Genomic DNA, 21,586 nt, shown 5'->3' on the forward strand with positions numbered 1-21,586 from the left:
CGAGCAGGCCCACCAGCAGTTGAAGGAGGAACTCGGGCTCGATCACTTCGAGGGCCGGTCCTGGAGCGGACTGCACAGGCACGCCGTGATGACGATGATCGCCTACGCCTTCCTTCAGAACCAACGCCTTGGTCAGGCGAGCGGGGGGAAAAAGGATCTCCGGCCCACCTCCGCGGCCGACCCTACCGGCAATCCGGCAGGCCATCCTGGATCAGATCTTCAAGCCGGACACACTCAGATGTCCACAATGCAGGGCGCGCTTCAGACGTAAAATGCCAAAGTAGTGCTAGGCAGTGTGGACGGATTTGACGGTGTCGCAGCGGAGGGGGATTCCCTTCCGCCTGCTTCGGTGATTCATAGCGGGTCCGCTTTTGGCGAGATCGACCATGCTGACGCGGATGACGGACGAGGATTGGGCGGTGGCGCTTAAGGTGTTCCGCGCCTGCCGCTCGCGGCGCGGCGACAAGGGGCGGGATGACCGCAAGTTCCTCGAAGCCATGCACTATTTCACCGTGCACAACACCTCCTGGCGCGCCCTGCCGGCCGAGTACGGCTCCTGGAACAGCGTCTGGAAAAGGTCCTGGCGGCTACGCCAGGCTGGCGTGTTCGAACTGTTCTTGGGGCGACCGCCCCCGCGCCATCACACTCGGCGCCGACCGGGGCTACGACGCAGCCGACATCGTCGAGGAACTGCGCACGCTGAACGTCCGGCCCATGTGGCGCAGAACACCAACCGGCGGCGCTCGGCCATCGACAAGCGCACCACCCGGCGCCCCAGCTACGCCGCGTCCATCCGCATCCGCAAGCGCATCGAGGAAGCTTTTGGCTGGATCAAGACGGTGGCCGGAATGCGCAAGACCAAGCTGCGCGGGCTGGACAAGGTGGACTGGGCCTTCGCCTTCACGGCCGCCGCCTACAATCTGGTGCGGCTACCAAAGCTGCGTGCCGGGGAGGCGCTTGCATGAAGCCCAAGTCCGCCCTGGCCAAGGCCTTCAAGGGGCGTTGGCGCATCGTCGAGATGGACACCTGGCCCGACCGGGACTACCTCGACTTGGTCGAGCCCGCCCACATCACCTTCGAGGGCGACACCGACGGCGAAATCGTCTTCGACGCCCTCAAGAGCTGGCTAGATGTCCGCTACGGTGCACGGGGTGGTACCGCCTGCGCGGAATTCTCCTGGGAAGGTCACGACGAAACCGACCCGATCTGCGGCCGGGGCTGGGTGGAAATCGGCACCGCCGGACGCCTCATCGGCCATTTCTACATACACAGCGGCGACGAATCAGGCTTCGTCTGCGAGCCGGACTGACTTCTTCAACAGCCTGCTAAAGCGCCCGGCCCGAGGCGCCCTTGATTCCGCGCAAGGTTTCGTGTGCAGCTTGTGTTAAGCTTTGTGCTCACCGCGTGGAGGACTAGCGATGACTGACGCTTCCACTTTCTCGACCGCGCTTCAAGACGGTATGCGCTCTTTCCAGGAGCAATGGAGCAAGTTCCAGCCGGGGGTGGCTACGCCCAGTGCTTGGCCGCTGGCTGCCATGCAGGCCTTCTGGTTCGAAACGCCGCTGGCGGTCTCCACTCATCTGCAGAAGTTCACCGCCGGCGAGATCCAGGCCCAGGTCAACCTGCTGGCGGACCTCTCCCGCGAGGACGGCCCGGCCAACCTGCTGTCCAGGGAAGCCGCCTTCCTCCAACAATCGGCCATGGCTTGGAACACGGAATGGTTGGAGATCGCCAGCCTGATCCAGACCAAGATCCTGTCCGCGGCGCAGAAGCCGGCGGACGCTCCGGGGAGCTACTGAACTGATGGGAAAGCCGTGCAGCACGGGCCTGGCGCCCATGAGGCCCCACTCGGCGGCACAGCGCACGTGGTGCTGAAACGTGGTCCGGCTCAAGCCCGCCGCCTTGGCGGCCTTGCGCTCGGAGCCGTGCGTGGCCAGCAGTTCCACGGCCCGCTGGAGCACATCGTCAGGGAGAGGGGAATAGGCCATCAACGGCCCTCCCCGCTCGGTGGCGACGGCAGGCGGCGGAACACCCGGCGAATGACCACCTCCACGCCCGTCATGCCGGACAGGCCGAGCAGGAAGCCGACCATGCCTTCGACGCTGGCGGCAGTGAGGTCGGGCGACGCCATCCAGCGAGCGGCGTGCACGGCCACCACCGGCGAGAGATAACCGGCCAGCAGCATGCCGGCGACGGTGGCGGAGATGAGCCCGATGAGCCCACCGCCGGGCTTGGACAGCGAGCGGACGATGCCGCCCGCCGCGCCGGCGATCAGATAGGCGAGCTTGATCCCGTACAGGGCCGGCTCACCGGGAGGGGGCACGTCAGCCATCTCCGCCACCACCTTTCAGGTCAGACCGCGCGCCGGGCGAGAAGGGTCGCGGCGATACGCCAGACCACGGGGGCGACGGCGATCACCGCGCCGGACAGGGCCTGCCAGTCGGCCGCCTCGCCGAGGCCGCGCGCGGCCAGCGCCGTGCCGGCCATGGCGATGGCGTAGCGCACGAGCTGCGGCCACAGAGTTTCGAGCCCCGCCGGCGCAGGCATGGCTTCGGTGATGGCAGCGGCGACGGGCGCCACGTCGCCCGCGGCAAGCGGGACATCGGGACGCGCGGCAGCAGCCGCAGCCGCCGCGAGGACGGCAGACGCGATATTGGACATGATGAGCCTCAATGGTGGGGGGAGAGAGTGCCCGGGCGAGCCCGGCCGGGCGCGGGATCAGGCGGCGCGCCGCGCCTTGAAGGCGGCGAGCCGGGATTCGAAGTTGGACAGGGCAGCATCGGTCTTCGGGCCGTAGCGCCCATCCGGCTCCAGCCCGTAGCCGAAGACGTTGAGGGCCAGTTGCAGGTCTTCCACGTCCATGTCGGGCGCGACCTCGCCCGAAGGCGCGAGTTGGATGCTCGGGTCCAGGGCGATCAGGCGCGACAGCAGCACCATGGCGCCGCACTGCTGCGACACCAGGCCGGCGCCCCAATCGCCATCGGCCCCATACTTGCCCTTGCTGTAGTGGCTGGAGAAGCTCCACAGGTAGGGGGAGAGCACCGTGGGGTGGAAGTTGCGATAGCCCCACCCGTTGTAGCCTTCGAGCACGAAGGCGATGCGTTCGGCCCTCCACTCCTTCACCGTGTCGAGCCCGTCATACCGCAGGGCATCCGCCGCGCTCGCCTCCCACGGGAACGGCGGCGAGCCCGTCCTCGGCCGCCCGTTCGGCACCTGCTTGGTGCGGGCGGTCAGGGGGTCGCCATTGTGCAGATGGGTGGAGAAGCTGAGGCTCGCCTCCATCGCATGGATGAGACCGATGACGTGATAGGGCACCCCCGTGGCGGCGGTGACCGCCAAGTAACGGGGTTTGCCCGCGATGATCTGCTTGGCCATCGCGTCGGCCGCCGCCGCCCTGGTGGGGACGATCTGCATGGTAGACCACAGACGTGCGTATTCGCCCTTCAAGGCGCTGAAGGTCGGCATGATGCTCTCCGGATTTTCAGGGGAAGATCAGATCCATCGGCCGACAGGCGTGCGAGGGACAGGCTTAGGACTCCGCAAGCCAGTTCCGATAGGTTAAAGTACGTCTCAGGGGATGGCGATGGCGGCAACCTCAAGCTATTCATCGCTAGAAATGCCTAAGGGGGCGCACATGAGAATGCCTATGGGAGCAGTTCCATTTATAGCTATTCTGACTGTCTTCGCTATATCGGGATTTCGCGTGGCGCTGATTTTATTACACAGGTAAATAATGTGCGGAATCGATCATTTTCTTGCTCGACCGATCCGAAGGGCATAGTTTTACGACGCGCGTTCCGGGTCATAACGCGCTTCGGTCGGGTGGCATCGGTCCAAGCGAACCAGAATCCGGTGTCACCCGACCGTGACGTTCAAGCCTCACGCTCAGACAGAGGCGGCCGCCTCCAGGGCAGCAATGCGGGCGGATTGGCGGGCGATCTCACGGCGCGCCCATGCGGCCTCCAGCACCAGGCATTCGTCATAGCGCAGTCCCAGCCTCTCGCCGGCCGGTGTCTCGACGATCTCCTTGTCGGGATAGGCGCGCGTCACGACGGCTCCCGTTTCCGGGTCGGTCTCGTCCACCTGCAGGGTGGTCGCGATCTCCTCGCGTGCGGTGATCTCGTCACGGCAGAATAAGCCATAGCGCGCCGCGTCGAGCCCGCGCGCGGCGAACGCCGCCTCCACCTCCTGCGCGATCCAGCCATGATGGATGCGGGCCGCCGCCTCGCCCTTCGCCGCGACCGCGTCGATGAAGCGATAGGCCACGACGTGGACGTCGCCCCAGGCATCCAGCACATCGTCGGCGATCGGCAGCGGCGCCGCTCCCGGCGCCAGGCCAGTCTTCAGGGCCGCGTCCGACGTGTTGATGGCGCCGGTAGCCGAAAAGATGACGCCCCATCGCAGCGAGGCATTGCCGAGCGGGAGAGAGTTGTCGGCGTTCGGATACAGCCCGCCGGCGTAGTAGACGCCGCCGTTGGTAATGCCCGTGCGGGACACATCGAATACGGGCGTCGCCGCGGTGTAATCGTCGCTCACAAGCCGCAGAGTACCGACAGTTCCATTCGCATTGATAGCGAAGTCCCAATACTTCTGGTTCGTGGCGCCGTCTGACTTGTAGAACTGGATCGGCGGCCCGCTGGATGCGGTCACATCCACGCGCACGCCCGTCGAGCTGCCCGCCGTCGCGTGGACCCGGGCGGCGGGCGACGCCTGGTTGACCCCGAGGTTGTTGATCACCCGCACGTTGCCCGTGGATTGGAGGATCAGCGCTTCGGTGAGTGTGGTCGCGAAGGCATCGGACGTGTATTGGAAGGACAGTCCACCGAAGGTCGATCCGGTCGACTGGTTATAGGCGCGCCAACCCCGCCCGGCGGACGACAGCCACGAGAGCGCGCCGGTGTCGCGGGTCAAGGTCACGTCGCCACCGCTCACCCCGAGCGCGCCATTGAAACTCCAACGCCCCGCCGCGCGGTCGTACTTGGCCGCCTGGACCATGGAACCGTCGGCGACGCCGGTGCCGCCGGCATAGATGCCGATATTGCCCGAGCCGTCGTCGCGCAGCGCCGCGCGCATGCCGCCGCTGTCCACGTAGAGCGCGGCGAGCGGCGCGGTGCTGCCGCCCTTGGCCAGCACCGACTGGACCGCGCCCATGACGGCCGGCGTCTGGAGATAGCTGGTGCGATAGATGGCATAGGCGAGGCCCGCCGCCGTGGCGCCGGTATAGGCCGGCACGATGGTGAGCTGCGTGCCGTTGCTGTTCACCGCCGTGATCTTGGCGATGAAGTTGCCGATCACGATGTCATGGCCGGCGAGCACGGAATAATCGATGCCGTTGGTCACCCACGCTGTGGCCGTGCCCGTGACGGTGCTGCTGCCATTGGTGACGGCCACCGAGCCGGCGGTGTATTTGTCGATCTGCGGCATGGCCGCCTCCTTCTATGCGAGCCCACCAAGTCCGGAGGGAATCACTCTGCGGGGGGAGCGGGCGGGCCTTCGGTTGCCGGCCACTGCGGGGCCACGACCTGATAGGTCGGGTTCACGACCGCGCCCTCGATCTGGCGGATCTGCACGGCGCCGTTGAGCACATCCACCTTGTAATGCCCGGCGAGCACCCGGATCACGCCTTGCTCGTCGCGCTGAGCGCGCACGACAATGCCGTCCTCCTCGCTGGCGTAAGTGACATCCGAAACCGCTTCGCCATCAAGGATAACGACGTATCCAATCAGACGAGGCGGGTTGAATGATGTATCAGCATGTATTTCCATATTGCCTCCACCTTCATCTACCGTAGGCAGACGCAGCAACCTTCAAAAATAGATTTCCGACCGCTCCGCCGACACTCGACATATTGTGCTTAAATTGAAGCTGGAAATACATCTGCGTCCCGGCCGTGGACATGTAGAAGAAGTCAGTCGCGCCCTGACCGGCACCAGTAGACGGTCCAACGCTGTACGAGACAACGGGATCAACTTCATAGACAACAACGCCGTTGCACAAGATTCTGAATGAGTAGCTTCCCTGGGCAAAGCTTCCAGAGCTACCCCCGAGACTTGTGACCGAGCTGGCCCATCGCAGATGCACCATAGGATAGGTGTACCCGCCCTTTGTCGGCGTGTTCAGGACGATTTCTGATCCGACATAAAACCAGTCGGTCGCGCCGGTGGAGAAGTTCTGAGATGCGGCAGCAATACCTTGCGCGCCGAGGTTCGCGCCTTCGCTGATCTGAGCGGACGAGATTGATCCAGTGACAACAAGGTTTCCGTTCACCCGCACGTTGCCATTGAGCGCGAAATACCCGCCGGAATAGTCGAACGCAGGGGTTATAAATCCCGACGATGCATCCCAGAGTTGGAACGACCCCGAATGAAGCAGGATGCGCGAGCTCCCTCCCGACATGACGTCAAAGCGCATGCCGCCCCAAACGGAGCCGGCCTGAAGCATCACGCTATAGCTCACCGCCGCGCCGAGATCGCCGGCGGTGGCCACGATGCCGAACTGGCCTGTCGCCGACGCGCCATTCGCCCGCGCCAGCGCCGTGGTGATGCTGGACGACAAGCCGCTGTCCGCGTTCGTGCGTGCCGTCGTCTCGGTGCTGATTGCCGCCGTGTTGGCGTTGACCTGCGTTACCAGCGTGCTGATCGCAGCGGCACTGGCATTGTCCCCGGCGACGCGGGCGGAGGTCTCGGTGAGGATGGCCGCGCCCCGGGCGGCGGTCTCCTGCGCCACCAGGGCCGTCATCTGCGAAGCCACCGCCGCGTCGCCGTCGGCGCGGGCCTGCTGCACGGTCTGGATCGCCGCCTGCCGCGCCGAGGTTTCGGCCGTCAGGTTGGTCTGGATGGTGGCGATGGCCGCACCGTTGGCGACGGTGGCAGTGCGCACCTCCTGGATGCCCGCCGAATTGAACTGCGCCACCTGCCGCAGCTCCGCATCGCCGGCGCCGCGCGCCACGGCCTCGACGAACGCGGCCACGGCGGCGTCATCGGCGTTCTGGAGGTCCACGACGGAGAGGGCATAGGTGTCCCGCGCCGTGGTCTCGGATGCCGTGGCGATGGCCTCGATCTGGTCCTGCACCACGGCGATGGCATCGCCCAGTTGCGCCGAGGCGGTGGTGATCTGCGTCGTCAGCGCATTGTCCGCCGAGGCGCGTGCGCTCTCCTCGATGGTCAGTTCGGTGGCGACGCCGGCGATCTGAGCATCGAGCGTGGTCTGCGTCTGCGCGATGGCCAGTTCCATCGCGGCCTGGACCTGGTCGATGCGCTCGATACCGGCCGAAAGCGGGTTGAGGCCAGCCGCCACGTCCGCGCTCAGCTTGCCGGTCGCCCTGGAGAGGAGGGACAGCCGCGCGTCGTCATCCACCATCTGCACGACCATGGCGACGGTGGCCGCGTCCAGGTCCATCACCGCCTTGTCGAACTGCTGGCGGGTCAGCGCGGCGAGCGCGTCATTGGTGATCGAGCCCGGCTGCACCGCCTCCGCGACAGCGGAAACCAAGGCGCGGTTGACGATCACCTCCACCGTGTTGCTGGAGGTGGTGGCGATGGCGGACACGTCCACCACGCGGCGCGGCGACGTGAGCGCCGTGATGCGCACCTGGTAGAAATCGCCGCCGACGATGCCGGCGGTGATGGTCGCCGTGCCCTCGCGCACCTGCGTCTCGCCCGCCACATAGGTCTGCCACGGCGCATCGCCGACCCGGCGATACTCGATCACCAGGCCATAGACAGTGGGATCGGTGATCGGGTTCCAGGTCACGCGGATGCCCGGCACCTGCGTGCCATCGACGGAATTGACCTGGGCGGTGGCCACCTGGACGTTGACCACGATATCGGCCGGCGGCCCGGCGGACGGCAGGCTGGTCGGATTGGCCGGGTCCAGTTCGTCCGCCACGCTCCAGGCATAGACCGCATCGTCGATCTGGCGGATCTGAAGCGTCACGGTCCAGTCGTCGTTCAGCGTCAGCGCCTCGACGCGAAACACGCCGTCCACATAGCCGAACTTATCGGACGTCCACGTGATCCAGTCGCCGGCCTCCAGGACCGCGTAGCGGCGCCGGAGGGTGAGCGTGTGGGTGATCTGGCGGCGCGCCAGCCGGCGGTAGATTTCCAGGCAGCGCTGGCCCTGCGACTGCGAATAGATGAACGAGAGGTCATAGGCCGCCGACCGGCGGTATCCGCCGTCGAGAGCCTCGTCGTCATAGCTGAAGCGGGTGGGGACCGAGCCGCTCTGGTAGAGCGCGGTGACGTCCGCCCAGGTCCCGGTCACCTCGTTCGCGACGTCCCCAAGGGATTGGTATCGCGAGCCGGTGAGGTCGGCGCCATCGATCAGGTCAGCGTCGGTGAAGCCGATGACCGGGATCTGCGCCACGCCGGGCTGGAGCGCGTACATGCCGGAGAGGTCCGGCATGCTGCCGGCGCAGGCGGTCGAGAACTTGGCCAGGACGCTGGCGTGGTCCTCGTCGGCGTCGATGACGGCGGCGCAGCGATAGCGCGGCTCATAGGTGCCGTCCCGGCACAGCACCATCTCCTCGCAGGCGTTCATCGCCGCGATGGACTTCGCCGTGTCGATCTCATCGGCGGCGAGGCCGACGCCGAACCACCTGTCGCCGTTGTTGTAGATGCCGCACAGGTAGTTGTAGCGGCACAGCTCCAGGCTGTCGGCGAACTCATAGGTCTCGGGGCTGCCCCAGCGGTGCGCGCCGAAGCCGCCCGGCATGGTGCTGTCCTTGCGCGGATCGTAGAGCTTCGCGCCCCGGACCAGCCACAGGAAGGTCGGCAGCTCGCCGCCCCAGACGTCGGGATTGAAGACGAGGCGGACCTTGACGTATGCGCAGCCGCTCAGCGTGTGGCCGGACGTCCACTGGCCACCGGAATCTCCGATCACCTCGGCATCGGCCGGCTGCCCGGGCGTGCCTTTGTAGAGCCGGAACGACAGCATCGAGATGCCGTACTTGTCGTGAAATTCCGGGACGTCCTGGTAGCCGTTCTCGTCGATGTGCATCGACACGCCGATGCCGTTGACCCACAGCTTCTCCAGGCTGGCGATCTCGTGATCAGCGAGCACGATGATCAGGTCGACGTTTTCGTTCTGCGGCCCGAACTTGCAGAAATAGTGCAGCGACCCGCCGACGGCGCGGGCCCCCAGGACGAGCTGGCGCGGCAGATCCGCGTTGATCGTCAGGTTCAGCGTCTGCTGGCTGGTGGACGCGCTAGCCTTGGTCGACGACTTCGGCATCACCGCCCGGGCGAGGTACGAAAAGCCCGTCGCGAGAGCGGTATTGACCAAGAAAGTGCCGATGGCGCCGCCGACCGTTCCGGCGGTCCCCAGCGCGGTCACGCCGGCGACAAGGGCCGTGGAGATGGGATCGGCGCACGCCGGCCCGGCCGCCATGACGAGCGCGGCGGTGATCAGCAGCAGGAGGCGCATTCTCAGATCGCAAATGCTCGGAGCATGGACGTGCGGGGCACGCGGGCGAGACCGAAGCTCGACTTGGCAATGGCTTGGTCGCCGAGGCACACGGCGCCGGCCCGGCGGCCCTCCTCGTCCACCACCACGGCGAGGTCGCCGACATGGGCCATGGCCGGCGCGATCTCGTCGAAAAAGCAGGCGATCACGTCACCGGCATCCGCGGCGCCCATGTTCCGCATCACGCGCCGGGCCTGCGCCGCCGTGCTATAGGACGGGCGATCGAACGCCCTGCCGGTGATGGCCTCGACCGCGTCGGCGGCGAACGTGAGGCAGTCCGAAGTCCCCCAGGCGAAGGGCAGGCATTCATACCGGGCGATGACCGCGGTCAGGCGGGCATGCCAGTTTTCGACGCGCGCTCTCATCGCCCCATCACCAGCTTGGTGCTCGCTGTTTTCGTCGTGAAGGCGAAGCCCTGGTCGCCGCCATAGGTCCGCTGCTGGTCGGCGTGCGTCCGCTTGCGGTTCGTCGCCCGGTCCAGCTCGCGGGCGCGGGAGACGCATTCCAGGACGAACGTCGCCTCCCCGCTGCTCTCGCGCACCTCGTCGCGATCGACGAAGCCGCGAAAGACGGTGTGCACCGCCACCAGTGACCGGCTGGTGGGGTCATAGAGCGCGCGGGCGACCTGCACCTTCGCGCGATGGAGGTTGTATTCGCCGATGGTCACCAGCACGTCGCTCGCCAGCCCGGAGAGCGTCGCGGTCATCGACTGGACGCCGTCGGCGAGGGACTGGATGACCGGCGTGATCGAGATCAGAGACCCGGATCCAGTGAACGTCACGCCGGGCCAATATCCCGGAAACTGCGCGCTGTAGACGTCGCTCCAGAAGCCATAGGTACCCTCGGGCATGGCGATGACCGCCAGGTCGCGGTCCACCAGCGCCGGCCCGTCGAGCAGAGCCAGCGTCGCAGCACCGAATGCACGTGCCATCAGTAGAGTGCCTGCATCGCCTTGAACGCGATCTGGTCGCCGCCGTAGGTGACGCGCGGCGGCGCGGGGAACGGGTCCACCAGCCGGAACACGGCGTGGGCCGTCTCCAGGGCCACTTGCGCGAACGTGGGGCTGCCTGGAGGCACGTCAGGCTCCACCTGCACGGTGAGCGCGCCGTTGACCGCGGTGACCGTCTCCACGGCACGGTGCAACGTCCGCGTCGAGCCCCACAGCCAGCAGAGCATGTCGCCGGCGGAGAGCACGTATGATGTCGGCAGGTCGCTGAGCTGCACGGTGTAGCCGGAAGCGGACTGAAGGGTGCAGTTCCCGGTGAACGGCAGCCCGCTATGCCGGGTCACGCCGGACCATCCGACGCCCGGATAGGCCCGCGGACGTGCGCGGGCAGGGTCGTAGAAGATGAAGGTGTTCAGCCCGCCACGGAGGCTATCGAACCAGGCCTGCATCTCCTCGAACTGCGCCGGATTGAGGATGGTCGTCTTCGCGTCGATGCTCCATAGCGAGCGTCCGCGCTCCGCCGTCTGCACGGCTCCGCCCCGCGTGCGGGTGGTGTTCTGCGCGCGGGACGGGGTGAAGACCAACGGGGCCGCGATGGCAGCGACGCTGAACGGATAGACGCGGGGATAGGTGATCGCCATGGTTCAAACCCCCGGCATGCGGTTCTTGCGGGCCTGGGCGACGGCACTCACGGCGACAGACGGCATCAGCCTCCTGTGCTCGGCCAGCTCAAGGCGGATCTGGTTGATCGCGTCCTGGTCTGCGTTCCCCTGGACGATGATCTGGGTATCGCCGAAAGCGACGCTCGGCTCCCCGGAAGACGACTGAACAACGCCTCCGTTGACGCTTCCGCCCGAGGCGAAGTGCGGCGCGTAGTTGATCATGTCGAGGGTCGAGCGATTGCGGGAAGCCGCAGCAGCGTTGACGATGTATTCGCCGTTCGAGACCCAGGCGAGAATGCTGTCCGAACGCCCGGTTCCGGGCCCGCGGATCGGACCGCCATCGGCGAAGAACGTGGGCACCGCCATCGCTCCGGCCCCGCCCACGACGTTGACCGCAGCCGATCCAGAACCGCCTCCGGTGAAAGCGCCAAGGAACGAGCCCAACAGTCCGCTGCTGCCCGACTTGCTATTGCCGAACAGCCCCGACGTGAGTTGATCGACCGCCAGATCTTGTAGTTTGTCCGCGACCTTGTTCAGCACGTTGCCGAAGATCTCACCGGCAGAAGCGCCATTGCGGATGTCCGTGATGATGCTGTTGAAGACGTCTCGGGACGTATCCTTGAGGCCGGTCAACGTCTCCCGCGCCCGCATCAGCCCGGCCTCGTAGGACGAGAGGTCCACGGGCTGGCCGGCGGAGCGCAGTGCCGACGCAATGGTCTGGTCTGTCTTCGTCCGGCCCAATTGGTCGATGTCGAACTGCGCCTGGTCGCGCAGGGTCAACTTCGCGGTGAGGTCAACCTGCTCGCGCAGCGCCTCGTTCTGGCGTTTCAAGGCCTCGTACTTGGCGGCATCGAAGCCGGTGCCGGCCAGCGCCGCCTCTCTCTGGAGATCGACATAATCTCGGTAGTTGGCGCGCAGGACTGCTGCCTCGCCGGCCGTCTTTCCGACGAGTTGCGCCTCCAACTCCTGGGCGGTGACAGCCTCTCCGGCGCTGCGCATGCGCTCCTTCTGCGCCATCGCCAACTGCGCATAGGTCTCGGCCTGGGACTTGAGCAACGCGTCAGTCTTGATTGCGTTGACCTGTTCGTCGCCCGCACCGCTGGCCGCCGCGTCGGCCGCTTTCAGAGCAGCCTGGGCCCGGCTTTTCTCCTCCGAGGTCTGCGCACGGGTCACGGCAAGTTCGAGTTCCCGTCGGCGCGTAAGCTGCTCGGAATAGGAGATCAGGTTGGCGTCGGAACCGACGAGCGCGTTGCGCTGGTTCACCAGCCCGCTCAGCGCTTCCTTGTAGGTATCAACCCGTCTGGACGCTTCCGACACTCCCGCATCGGCGGACCACATTTTCTCGAACTGGTCGGCTTCGGCCTTGTCCAACGCGCGGTTGACGGTGGTGATATTCTCCTCAATCTTCCGGAGGTCGGCGATCCGCGGATCGCGTGACTCAGCGATCGCTGCGCCCTTCTTCTCCTGGAGATCCTTCTCCGCCCTGGCCGCCCTTTCGGTCGCCTCGGTCCGCTGCTTGCGCAGTTCGATCAGTTCCCGCTCGGCCTGCGCGGCCAGCGATGCGCCCTGATCGCGATAGAGCTTGGAGCTGCCGCTCTCGGCAAGATTCTTGGCATTCGCCAGACGCTTCTCGGCTTCCCCGATCTGCGTATCGATGTCCGGCTTCGTGACCACCAATCCGAGCGCCTTGCCGAGGCTCGCGTAGGCCTGGCTGGCATTGTTCGCGATGATGAGCCACTTGTCGCCGAACCACGTGAGATTGCGGTTGGCATCGGGCAGATCACGATTGAGAGCGACGATGATCAGCCGCTGCGCCTCGACGATCTTGCCGGCCGCAGCGGTCGACTTGATCAGATCAAGTTCCGACTGGCTGAGGAAGTTGAGCTCCTTGTCCAGATCCTCCGCACCGGCAGCAGGATCGGCCAGGGCAGCGGCCAACCGCTTCGCCGCGTCGGCCGCTGATTTCCCGGTCAGTGTCGCGTAGTTGTTCGTGACCGCGATCAGGTCGGTAAAGTTTTCGCGGCCGGTCCTGCCGGTCGCCGCATATGCCGCTGCCATTTCCATGGCCGAGGAGACCGTAGTGCGCGCCGCGCGCGCGCCGGCCGTGGCGAAATCCTCAAGATCATGAACGCTCGCCCGGGTGGTCTTGCCCAGCCCCTGGAGAGAATTATCGAGCGCGTTCCACGTCGTGCTCCAATCACGATAGGCCATGACGGCGGCGAGACTGACGCCGGCGAGTGCCCCCCCCGGCCAAGCGCGTGGGCGTCAGAAGGCCAGCCATGACGTTGCCGAGGTTCTTAACGCCGGCGGTCAGTCCGCCCCGGCTGCCCGCCAGGATCTGGTAGAACTGGCCGCCCTGGGTGGCGACGATCTGGAACGCACTCGAACCAGACATGGCCATCGTTGCCATGTCATTGAACTGGTAGGCGAGATTCGTGAGTTCGTAGCCGGTCAGCCGGAAGCTCTTCGAGGCTCCGCTGCCAGACTCCTCGATCGACTTCACCACCCGCTTGTAGGCGGCTTCCTCGCGCAGGAGCGCCGCGGTGTATTCGTCGGCGTCCATATGCGGCTTGAGCAGCTTCAACTGCTTCAGGCGGTCCTGGTATTGCGCCGCAGCCTTCTCCAGCGGGACGAATTCCAAGCGCAGCCGGTTGAGATCAGCGAAGGCCGAGCCCACCTCTGGATTGGTGGCGCCATTGTCGGTCGCCTTCGTGCCGATACCGAAGCTGCTGTTGAACTTCGCCTGGGCCGAGGTGGCGGCTTCGGCGCGCGCGGCGCGGCTTGCGGCTTCCTGCACCGCGCTGGCCGACTGCATCGCGATGGTGCGCTTCTCGATCGCAGTGCGATAGACGTCCTCCGAGATCGCGCCAGCGGCCAGATCCGCCTTTGCCTGGACGACGAACTGGTCATATTCGCGCTGCGCAGCGAACGCGGCATCGTACTTCGCCCTGGTCGCGTCCAGTGCCTCTCCATAGGCGAGGATGTCGGCAGCACGCTTCTCGCTGCCGAAATCGTCCCGGACACCAAACGAGGTGTTGAATGCGACCTGCGCAGCATCCGCCTTTGCTTTGGCCTCTTGGACGACATCAACCTGCGCCGCGCGCAGCGATCGTCCAGCGCGCTTGATCGCCTCGTTGTAGACGTCAATCGAAATGGCGCCTGAAGTGTAGAGATCCTGTGCTTCCCGGACGGCGGCGCCGAAGTCGTTCTGCGCCGCATAAGCCGGATCCAGCGATTCACGCAGCGAAACAGCCCTGCGCTCCAGGTCCGCCTGAGCGTCAGCGAGCTTTCGAACGGACTCGCCAGTTCGATCGATTTCGCCCCGTGCCCTGGCGACACCGAGGGAATACAGATCGAACGAAATAGCACCTGAGGTGTAGAGATCTTCAGCCTCCGCCAGTGCGGCATTTAGCTTCTCTTGAGATGCCAAGGCTGGGTCGGCGGCCAACGCGAAGGCTCGCACGCGCTCGGTGAGGGTCGCCTGCGATGCCGCTCCGGCAGCAGCCTGCGCCGCCGCCTCTCGCGCGCTGCGCGTGGAGGCGCTGATCCTGTCCATCGAGGCCATGGTCTCGACGAAGGCCGCCTTGGTTTCTTTCAGCCTGGCTGAATAGACCTGTTGGTCGATCCCTCCAGACCGCAGAGCACTGCTCAGGCGATCGAGCTGGCCGCGATATTTCAGTTGTGCTGCGAAAAGCGGGTCGAACTCGGCCCTGGTGGCATTCAGGGCCTGTCCATAGGCGGCAATGTCCGCTTCGCGCTTCTTGCTATCGAAGTCGTCTCGCACACCGAATGACGTGTTGAAGGCAGTCTGTGCCGCATCATTCTGCTGCTTCGCAGCCTGAACGATACCAACCTGCGCCTCGCGAAGAGTCTGCGCCGCGCGACGGGTCGCTTCCTCATATACACCTACAGCTATTGCACCTGCTGTATAGAGGTCCTCGGCCTCGTTGATTGCAGCATTGAACCTATTCTGCGCGGCATACACGGGGTCCAATGCTTCGCGCAGTGCACGGGCCCGCCGCTCAAGATCCTCCTGCTTCTGGATCAGGAAATCCTGCGCTTCGCCGACCTGGTGATACTTGATCGCGGCGAGATCCAGGATGCGGTTGGCTTCCTCCTGTGTGCGAATGCCTTCCTGCAGGGCAAGCGCGACGTTGGCCACCTCGCGCCGATAGGCAATGAGATTCCTGACTTGGGCATCGACGCGCTTCTCGGTGCTCTCGATCGCCTTGGCGGCCGACAACTGCTCCCGTCCGAGCTTAGCCGTCGCCAAGGAGACGACGTTGCCGGACTCGGCGAACCGCGTGTTGGCATTGGCCGCCGAACGCAGCTCCGCCACGAGCTTGTCCATGCCCTCCGTCGTGGCGACGGTGCGGATGCGTTTGATCAGCTCGACAGAGGGCATGATTGTCCTATCGGCGGCGGGATGCGGCTTCGATCTGTTCCGCAGCGCGCCGCACGTAGGCGGCGTCCATCACCCGCAGGAGCGACTGGAACGTCTCGAATTCATCGATGTCGGTGATGCCGTAGCGGGCGGCGTAGCGGTCGATCGCTGAGAACGGGATCTGGCCCACGAAGCCCATCCCGGCGGGCCGGTCGCCGCAGAGGTCGAAGAAGGCGCTCCACACCAAGGAGTGCCGCGGATCAGGCATCACCCGGTCCTGCATGAACGGCAGGTTTTTGCCCTCCGGGCCGGCGGCCCGGAGGATGGCGTCGGCCTTGCCGCCCCAATCCAGTTGCCAGATCAGGGCGTCTCGGAGTTTTTTGCCGCGTCCTCGAAGGACTCCGCGCCAGTCCGCGCGACCACAGCCGAGGCGTAGAGCGCGGCTTCCGCGAGCATGCGGCCGCAGTCCGGATCAGCCAGAAGCTCGCGCACGACTTCCGGGGTGCAGGGCAGCGCCGCGCCTTCGGTGGTGAGGTTCCAGTCGACAAGGATCGCCCCTGCGATGACTTCGATGCCGATGCGGTCGAGATCCTCGAGCGGGATGTCCGCACCGGCTGGGAGGCTCAGTTCCTCGACCAACCGCGTGCGCAGGCGGCGCGCATCCACATTGTCCCGCCCACGCACCTTGAGCGCCAGGTCATCGCAGCCATCCAGCGGGATGTCCTTGACCCAGGCGCCATTGAGCACGCGGTTTCCGACCATCTTCAGCTTCGCAACGTCCATAAATCACCCATGCCATGTGGAGGATGCGGAGGAGACGCCCTCCGCCGGCGATGACTGGACGATCAGGGCGTGTACCAGAGACGCCCGACCGACATGGTGTAGCCGAGGACCGGATCCATGATCGCCTGGAAGCCGGCGGAGATGGTCACGTCGGCATTCTTGCCGGACACGCTCGGCGAGCCCGAAGACAGCTTGATCGCGGGGAAGTCGAAGGCGAGTTTCTCCTTCCCGCCATCGGTGCGGCCCACGCGGAGATCGAAGGACGTCAGACTGTTGCCCATGATCTTCGCGAGGATGCTCGCGTCCCCGAAATAGGTCTCCAGGGTGCCGGTGACGCTGAACTCGCCGTTGCCGACGCCGATGGCCGCGATGCTCCCGACCGCGTTCTGGCGACGCAGGTTGTTGTTGATGGAGAAATTCGCGCTCATCACGTAGTTCGGGCCGGTGATGGCGGACCCATCGAAGGCGATCCGCCCCACATCGGCAGATGCGTTGAGGACCTGCTTGGCCGGAGCCGCAAGGTCGCTGGCGCCGCTCGCCCGGGTCGTCGCGGTCGTCGCGTTGGAGCCAAGCCAGGTCACCTCATAGGTGACGATCGCCTGCTGCTGGACCGACATCGAGAGTTGGTCGATGCACTGGCCGGTCAGGTATTCGTAGGTGACCGGGCTGTGGTCGAGATACTGCCGCTCGAAAGCGCTGGAGATGAGGTTCGTGCCGTTCGTCAGGAAGTCGCCGGCGAAGACCTGGAGCGCTTTGCCGGTGCCCGTGTCCGCCGACCAGCCCGACGGGACGATGCCGAGGGACAGCCGGTTCGCCGAGATGTCCGAGACGCGGGCCCAACCATTGTTCGCGGCCGTGGCGAAGCTCGCCGCCGCCGAACCGCCGCCGATCTTCACCCATTCTCCCTTGTTGAGCCCGAGCGTGGTGAAGTCGAGCACGGTCGACGTGAGCGCATTCCCGCCGGTGACGGTCGCGACGATGTCGCCAGAGGCGCCTTCGAAGCCCACCGAGCGAAGGACGGCGCCGACCGGAATCGGCGCGGTTTCCGGCAGGAATGTCGACGCGGGAAACACCACGGACGTGGCAGTGGCGCTTGCCACTCGGGCAAGCTTGTTGTTCGCGGGGGTGGGGAAGCCCGACAGGAGGCAGATATGGCCGGCCTTGAAGGCGGCACCGCCGGAGGCGACCGTGAGCGTGGTCGCCGAGACGTCGGAAATCTCGGTGTCGGCGGTGAGAACGGTGACCGAGGGCTTGTTGAGCCACGTGCCCTGCAGGGCCTCCTCAAAGTCATCGTCGGCAGCCGAGAAGGAGAGCTCGCCGGCCTGATTGCCTCCGGCCTGCACGCCGGTGAGGATCAGGTCCGTGACCTGGCGGTCGGACCGGATCTCATTCGAGACCGTGGTCTGCGGGTTCCCGGCGAGGGCGTTGGAGGTGAGGCGCTGGGCCTTGAAGACCGGCGAGGTGGGAACGACGCCATAGGTCGTTTCGCGCACGCGCCCGACGCGCACGCGGTTGGTGCTCTGCAAAGCCATAATAGGGGGCTCCATCTGGGAAGGCCGGCGTCATCGCGACGCTGGGGGTCGGTGGCGGCGAGGCCGCGCACCGTGATCCGGCTGGGAATGCCGACTTCATCTCGAAGTTGGCGGCTGCTCTTGCCCAAGGAGCATGTGGGCGGCCCGCATGAGCGGGATCGAGGTCAGGCGAAGAGGTCCGCGTAGTACGGGACCGCTATGGCCAGCTTGAAATAGGCGCCATCGGCGTTCCGGTCGTCGAGAACGGCCGATGACGGGGCGTAGGTGGTGACGACGCCGAACTGCTTGCCTCGGAACAGCGCCGCCAGCTCGTCCATCCAGGGGTCATATTCCTCGGTGCCGGCGTCGCGCGGGATCGAGAGGACGAAGCGGATGCCGCCCTCCTCTCGAAACACGTTGTCGCCAGGAGTTCCGACGGTGATCTGCTTCTCGCTGGACACAGGGAACTGCACGGATAGGAACTCCGTGCCTCCGGTAGGCACCTCGGCCTCGGGCCCGTTGGGGTAGAAGACCTCGCAGCGGGTCCAATTATCGGCCAGGCGCGCCCGGACGGCGGCCTTGACGGCGCCCGAGGCCATCAGCGAAGCCAGTGGTTGTTGCGGCGCGCCTCATGCACTGCACGCACGGCGATGGCCGGAAGGGAGCGCCGGTGTTCAGCCAACTCGAATGCAAGCACCTCCGACGACTGGACGATGGGCGCGGTGCTCGCTCGAACCAATACCTTCAGGTCAGCCAGCGAGGCCAGGATAGCGTCGATGTCCGCCTTGGTGGCGGGCTGGGCGTGGCGCAGTTCCTCCTCGAGCGCACGCACGCGCTGCACAGCGCCGCCGTGCGCCGCCAAGGCCTCGTCCAGGGTCATCGACATGGCTCACCTCGTAATGACGATCGCCGGCTGCCGGCGCAGCCATTCATCCCGCTGCGCGCCCCGGCGGTACGGGCTTTCCATCGACGTGCGTGAGGCCCATTCCTCGATTGCACCGAAGAGCGGGGTTCGGTAGCCGAAGTGAATCCGGGCCAGATTGCCGAACCGGCCCTGCGCCATCGCCGCGACGACATGGAACACGCCATCCGGCGTCTGATCGGACAGCCCACGCTCGATCTTGCGGGCATAGGGCTGGACGTTCGTGAACACGTATTCCTCGGCCTCCGGCAGTGGCGCCCCCGGCGCGACGACTGTCCCGTCTGCGGTGAACACGAAGGAGTCCTGGTACCGGCCGGTGCGAGACGGTGAGTGGGTGACCAGCATCTCGCCGATCCACTCAAACATCTCGTTCATCAGATGGAACTCGTAGACGATCTCGCCGTCCGGCTGCACCTGCTCCTCAGATGCGCCTGGGCGGCCGTCCACGAATGTGTCGTAGGTTGGCGTCCAGCCCAAGGCCGCCGTGTTGCTGGCCAGGGCCTCAGAGAGGTTCTGGCGGGCAAAATCGGCCAGCGCCTGGCTGCGGGACTGCGGGGTCATGTCCTGGCTCAGAAATAGGATCTCGTCCCGACCGATGGGGTCGATCTTGAAGGTGACGGCCATCAGCCTTCCACCGCCATTCTGATCCGCACCAGCGTGTCGTTCGCGTAGAAGGGCTCCGCAGCCATCACGCGGCGGTCCTTACCCCGAATCGTCACCATGTTGCCGGCCATGGGCACGTTCGCATCCTGGCCGGCTGGCCGACCGCTCTCCCATGCGGCGACGATGATTTCGCTGGGTGAGATGACGACCTCCGAGGTGCCCTGCACCATGCCGTTGATCAGTTCGGAGGGGTCGAAATCACGCACGAAGGCCCGACAGTCGACGTCGACGGACGTGCGCGCCTGGCCGGCGCCGGACATCCGCTTGAGCGTGATCCCCTGCCCCCGCCGCCCCAGCGCCGCATCCAGCCGGGCAATCATGCCAGCGGGGGTGTCATCGAGGCGCATCAGCCCACCTGGATCGTTTTGTATCGGCCGAGCACATCGGCCATGTCCGGGGTGATATCGACCGCGGCAGCCGCATCAACCCAATATTCGCGCTCGACCTGCTCGATCCCGGCGACGTCCACCCGTTCCCGCTTCAGCATGGGATCGCGCGCGGTGCCGCTACGCCGGGAGACCATCTCGGCTGCCACCTCGGCGAGATCGGTGGGCACGTCGGCAAAGCCGGCCTGATAGGTCACCACCACGATGCCAGATTGCCACCGGCACGGAGAGCCATTGTTCAGCCGGGTCAGGACGCCCGCCCGCTCGTTGGCGAAGAAATCCGCAGCATTGAGCGTCGCGCCGTTCTCGACGACGCTGACGGTGCCGAGGAAGCGACGCGCCAGGATCAGGCTTTCAACCGCGCATTTCGGCCAGAACGTCTGCGCGAGGGTCTCCTGGCGCAGGGTTGGCGCCGCGATGCCGGCTCCGGCGACGCAACACCAACCGCTGATCGTGTCGGCCACGGCCAGTCCGGTCCTCAACAGGCTCGCATCCTGCGTGCTGTCCGAGACGCTAGCGGCCGCGCGCAGTTCCTCGATCGACAACAACCCGCGGTCTGGCGCGGCCTGGGTGATGCGCAGATCCGTGATCATCGCGCCGCTTCCGCCTCTGCCTTGCTGGCAAATGGCCCCTTCACACGATCCTCGCCGCGCACCAGCCACCAGCGGCCGCCGCCGGCATGCTTGACCACCAGATCATCGCCCTCCGGTGCTCCAGGTTCCGCCGTGGCGCCACGCGTCGGTGCATCGCCGGTCCAACCGCCGTGCTCTGCGGCCACCGCCAGGTCGCCGGAGACGATCTCCCCCAGTTCGATCCATTCGGGATGGACTCTCCCATCCCGCACGCCGAGGAAGCGCTGCGTCACGACCACCGTCTTCATCTCGGTCATGGGGCTGTCTCCAGGGCGATGACGACGTGGACGAGCACGTCTTCGGGCTGCACGGCATCCGCACACGCCGCGAACCCTGACGGCCCGCGCGGGCAGAACTTGGTGGTCTGGTGCAGGCGATGACAGGGGTGGCACGCGACACTGGGCTCGATAGCCACCGTGTTCCGCCAATGGGCAGTGAGGTTCCTGGGCGATGAATGCGACAGCAGCACAACCTTGCGGTTCGAGAAGCCGGCCACGGCATTCGTGATGCCGGTTTCGGGGCCGACCACGGCAGCCGCCAAGCTGCTTATCGCCAGTGTCTGGCGGATCGGCGCCGAGGTCAGATCGACAACTCGACCGAGATCGCCCGGGCGGGCATCGCCCACCAAGGACAGCACGGCTTGAGCCAGATGGGCATCCCGGATTCCGCCGGCGAGGAACAGCCTTGCGCCCGTCGCTTCCAGTAGCCGGCACGCGAACGACCCGGCATGCGGCCAAACCTTGTATTCGGCCGATCCGGCCAAACACAGGACCACAGCAGGCGCGCCGGCGACAGAACCGGCGGCCGCGCGCAGTTCGTCGTCGGAAGCGCAATAGCGCGGGAGGAACGGGCCAGCCACACCTGCGACGGCATGAATCCGCTCCACATAGTTCACATCGCCGTAGAGCCGTCGGCGGGTGGCGTCGTCGTGATAGAAGCCGAGCCGCGTGGGCAACAGCAGGCTGTCGTTCTCGACGGATTCGCACAGGTTGATCACCTGGTTGAACCCATTCGACCGAGCGTTCCAATATTCCGGCAGTGCTTCTTCCGGAACGGACCCCGCCGGCGTGATCAGCAGAGCGTCAATGAGGCGGTCGGAGCGAAGAACTTCGAATCCCTGCTCAGACGTGTCCCAGGTGATGTGGAACCCGCGCCCCTTGAGGTGCGGCAGGATCGACGCCGCCTGGAGAGCGTCGCCGAACCCGCCGTACCGGATGATGAGGAGGCGATCCACG

At 65.9% G+C, this 21,586-nt stretch carries 23 protein-coding genes and 3 pseudogenes; 5 read left to right on the plus strand and 21 right to left on the minus strand.

Features of this window, described 5'->3' with window-relative positions; all coding sequences use genetic code 11:
* The 5 genes and pseudogenes from YU1_RS33295 to YU1_RS0102370 form a co-directional block, all read left to right on the plus strand.
* A pseudogene (locus YU1_RS33295) lies at nucleotides 1–271 on the plus strand (IS701 family transposase); the annotation flags it as partial.
* A gap of 127 nt (nucleotides 272–398) precedes the next feature.
* Nucleotides 399–599: pseudogene (locus YU1_RS32525) on the plus strand (transposase); the annotation flags it as partial.
* A gap of 25 nt (nucleotides 600–624) precedes the next feature.
* Nucleotides 625–965 (plus strand): annotated as a pseudogene (locus tag YU1_RS0102360) (transposase); the annotation flags it as partial.
* Complete coding sequence (locus tag YU1_RS0102365; protein WP_029002712.1) at nucleotides 962–1,309, plus strand: hypothetical protein; 348 nt, start codon at nucleotides 962–964, stop codon at nucleotides 1,307–1,309. The pseudogene YU1_RS0102360 and the gene YU1_RS0102365, both read left to right, overlap by 4 nt.
* 109 nt (nucleotides 1,310–1,418) lie before the next feature.
* Nucleotides 1,419–1,799: a hypothetical protein gene (locus tag YU1_RS0102370; RefSeq protein WP_156921918.1), complete on the plus strand. Its 381-nt coding sequence runs from the start codon at nucleotides 1,419–1,421 to the stop codon at nucleotides 1,797–1,799.
* Nucleotides 1,800–1,987: 188 nt separating this feature from the next.
* On the opposite strand, the gene YU1_RS0102375 is transcribed toward YU1_RS0102370, so the two are convergent.
* The 21 genes from YU1_RS0102375 to YU1_RS0102475 form a co-directional block, all read right to left on the minus strand.
* Nucleotides 1,988–2,332, minus strand: a complete 345-nt coding sequence (locus YU1_RS0102375) for a hypothetical protein (protein WP_156921919.1) — start codon at nucleotides 2,330–2,332, stop codon at nucleotides 1,988–1,990.
* 20 nt (nucleotides 2,333–2,352) lie between these two features.
* Nucleotides 2,353–2,661, minus strand: a complete 309-nt coding sequence (locus YU1_RS0102380; RefSeq protein ID WP_029002715.1) for a Pam3-gp28 family putative phage holin — start codon at nucleotides 2,659–2,661, stop codon at nucleotides 2,353–2,355.
* Nucleotides 2,662–2,718: 57 nt separating this feature from the next.
* The gene (locus tag YU1_RS27535) at nucleotides 2,719–3,465 is read right to left on the minus strand and encodes a peptidoglycan-binding protein (RefSeq protein ID WP_051356384.1); all 747 of its coding nucleotides are present in this window, start codon (nucleotides 3,463–3,465) and stop codon (nucleotides 2,719–2,721) included.
* A 420-nt stretch (nucleotides 3,466–3,885) separates the two neighbouring features.
* Complete coding sequence (locus tag YU1_RS31700) at nucleotides 3,886–5,424, minus strand: tail fiber domain-containing protein (protein WP_051356385.1); 1,539 nt, start codon at nucleotides 5,422–5,424, stop codon at nucleotides 3,886–3,888.
* A gap of 41 nt (nucleotides 5,425–5,465) precedes the next feature.
* A complete protein-coding gene (locus YU1_RS33300; RefSeq protein ID WP_156921920.1) occupies nucleotides 5,466–5,765 on the minus strand; it encodes a hypothetical protein in 300 nt (99 codons plus the stop codon).
* Nucleotides 5,766–5,778: 13 nt separating this feature from the next.
* On the minus strand, nucleotides 5,779–9,423 hold the full coding sequence (locus YU1_RS0102400) for a phage tail protein (RefSeq protein WP_029002717.1): 3,645 nt from the start codon (nucleotides 9,421–9,423) through the stop codon (nucleotides 5,779–5,781).
* 2 nt (nucleotides 9,424–9,425) lie between these two features.
* A complete protein-coding gene (locus YU1_RS27545; RefSeq protein WP_051356386.1) occupies nucleotides 9,426–9,827 on the minus strand; it encodes a DUF6950 family protein in 402 nt (133 codons plus the stop codon).
* Nucleotides 9,824–10,393: a hypothetical protein gene (locus YU1_RS0102410; protein WP_029002718.1), complete on the minus strand. Its 570-nt coding sequence runs from the start codon at nucleotides 10,391–10,393 to the stop codon at nucleotides 9,824–9,826. The genes YU1_RS27545 and YU1_RS0102410 overlap by 4 nt, the downstream gene beginning before the upstream one ends.
* A complete protein-coding gene (locus YU1_RS0102415; RefSeq protein WP_029002719.1) occupies nucleotides 10,393–11,049 on the minus strand; it encodes a hypothetical protein in 657 nt (218 codons plus the stop codon). Before YU1_RS0102415 ends, YU1_RS0102410 begins: the two co-directional genes overlap by 1 nt.
* Before the next feature lie 3 nt (nucleotides 11,050–11,052).
* Nucleotides 11,053–13,281: a phage tail tape measure protein gene (locus tag YU1_RS0102420; protein WP_029002720.1), complete on the minus strand. Its 2,229-nt coding sequence runs from the start codon at nucleotides 13,279–13,281 to the stop codon at nucleotides 11,053–11,055.
* Nucleotides 13,268–15,475 carry a phage tail length tape measure family protein gene (locus YU1_RS0102425; protein WP_029002721.1) on the minus strand — a complete coding sequence of 736 codons (2,208 nt, stop codon included), beginning with the start codon at nucleotides 15,473–15,475 and terminating at the stop codon, nucleotides 13,268–13,270. Before YU1_RS0102425 ends, YU1_RS0102420 begins: the two co-directional genes overlap by 14 nt.
* A gap of 7 nt (nucleotides 15,476–15,482) precedes the next feature.
* Complete coding sequence (locus YU1_RS27550) at nucleotides 15,483–15,722, minus strand: phage tail assembly chaperone (protein WP_156921921.1); 240 nt, start codon at nucleotides 15,720–15,722, stop codon at nucleotides 15,483–15,485.
* A 92-nt stretch (nucleotides 15,723–15,814) separates the two neighbouring features.
* Nucleotides 15,815–16,237: a hypothetical protein gene (locus YU1_RS0102435; RefSeq protein ID WP_029002722.1), complete on the minus strand. Its 423-nt coding sequence runs from the start codon at nucleotides 16,235–16,237 to the stop codon at nucleotides 15,815–15,817.
* A 62-nt stretch (nucleotides 16,238–16,299) separates the two neighbouring features.
* Nucleotides 16,300–17,769 carry a phage tail tube protein gene (locus YU1_RS0102440; protein WP_029002723.1) on the minus strand — a complete coding sequence of 490 codons (1,470 nt, stop codon included), beginning with the start codon at nucleotides 17,767–17,769 and terminating at the stop codon, nucleotides 16,300–16,302.
* 164 nt (nucleotides 17,770–17,933) lie between these two features.
* Complete coding sequence (locus YU1_RS0102445) at nucleotides 17,934–18,347, minus strand: phage tail terminator-like protein (protein WP_029002724.1); 414 nt, start codon at nucleotides 18,345–18,347, stop codon at nucleotides 17,934–17,936.
* Entirely contained in the window at nucleotides 18,347–18,634 is a 288-nt protein-coding gene (locus YU1_RS0102450; RefSeq protein WP_029002725.1) for a hypothetical protein, read from the minus strand. Before YU1_RS0102450 ends, YU1_RS0102445 begins: the two co-directional genes overlap by 1 nt.
* Before the next feature lie 3 nt (nucleotides 18,635–18,637).
* On the minus strand, nucleotides 18,638–19,294 hold the full coding sequence (locus tag YU1_RS0102455; RefSeq protein WP_035713478.1) for a hypothetical protein: 657 nt from the start codon (nucleotides 19,292–19,294) through the stop codon (nucleotides 18,638–18,640).
* Nucleotides 19,294–19,680 (minus strand): hypothetical protein, encoded by a 387-nt coding sequence (locus tag YU1_RS0102460; RefSeq protein WP_029002727.1) that lies wholly within the window; start codon nucleotides 19,678–19,680, stop codon nucleotides 19,294–19,296. Before YU1_RS0102460 ends, YU1_RS0102455 begins: the two co-directional genes overlap by 1 nt.
* Nucleotides 19,680–20,312, minus strand: coding sequence for a hypothetical protein (locus tag YU1_RS0102465; RefSeq protein WP_029002728.1), 633 nt, complete (start codon nucleotides 20,310–20,312; stop codon nucleotides 19,680–19,682). The genes YU1_RS0102460 and YU1_RS0102465 overlap by 1 nt, the downstream gene beginning before the upstream one ends.
* Nucleotides 20,309–20,608 carry a hypothetical protein gene (locus tag YU1_RS0102470; protein ID WP_029002729.1) on the minus strand — a complete coding sequence of 100 codons (300 nt, stop codon included), beginning with the start codon at nucleotides 20,606–20,608 and terminating at the stop codon, nucleotides 20,309–20,311. The genes YU1_RS0102465 and YU1_RS0102470 overlap by 4 nt, the downstream gene beginning before the upstream one ends.
* Nucleotides 20,605–21,585: a glycosyltransferase family 9 protein gene (locus tag YU1_RS0102475; RefSeq protein ID WP_029002730.1), complete on the minus strand. Its 981-nt coding sequence runs from the start codon at nucleotides 21,583–21,585 to the stop codon at nucleotides 20,605–20,607. Before YU1_RS0102475 ends, YU1_RS0102470 begins: the two co-directional genes overlap by 4 nt.
* Nucleotide 21,586 lies beyond the last annotated feature (1 nt).

Origin of the sequence: Azorhizobium doebereinerae UFLA1-100 (assembly GCF_000473085.1) — a bacterium.
Taxonomy (GTDB): domain Bacteria; phylum Pseudomonadota; class Alphaproteobacteria; order Rhizobiales; family Xanthobacteraceae; genus Azorhizobium; species Azorhizobium doebereinerae.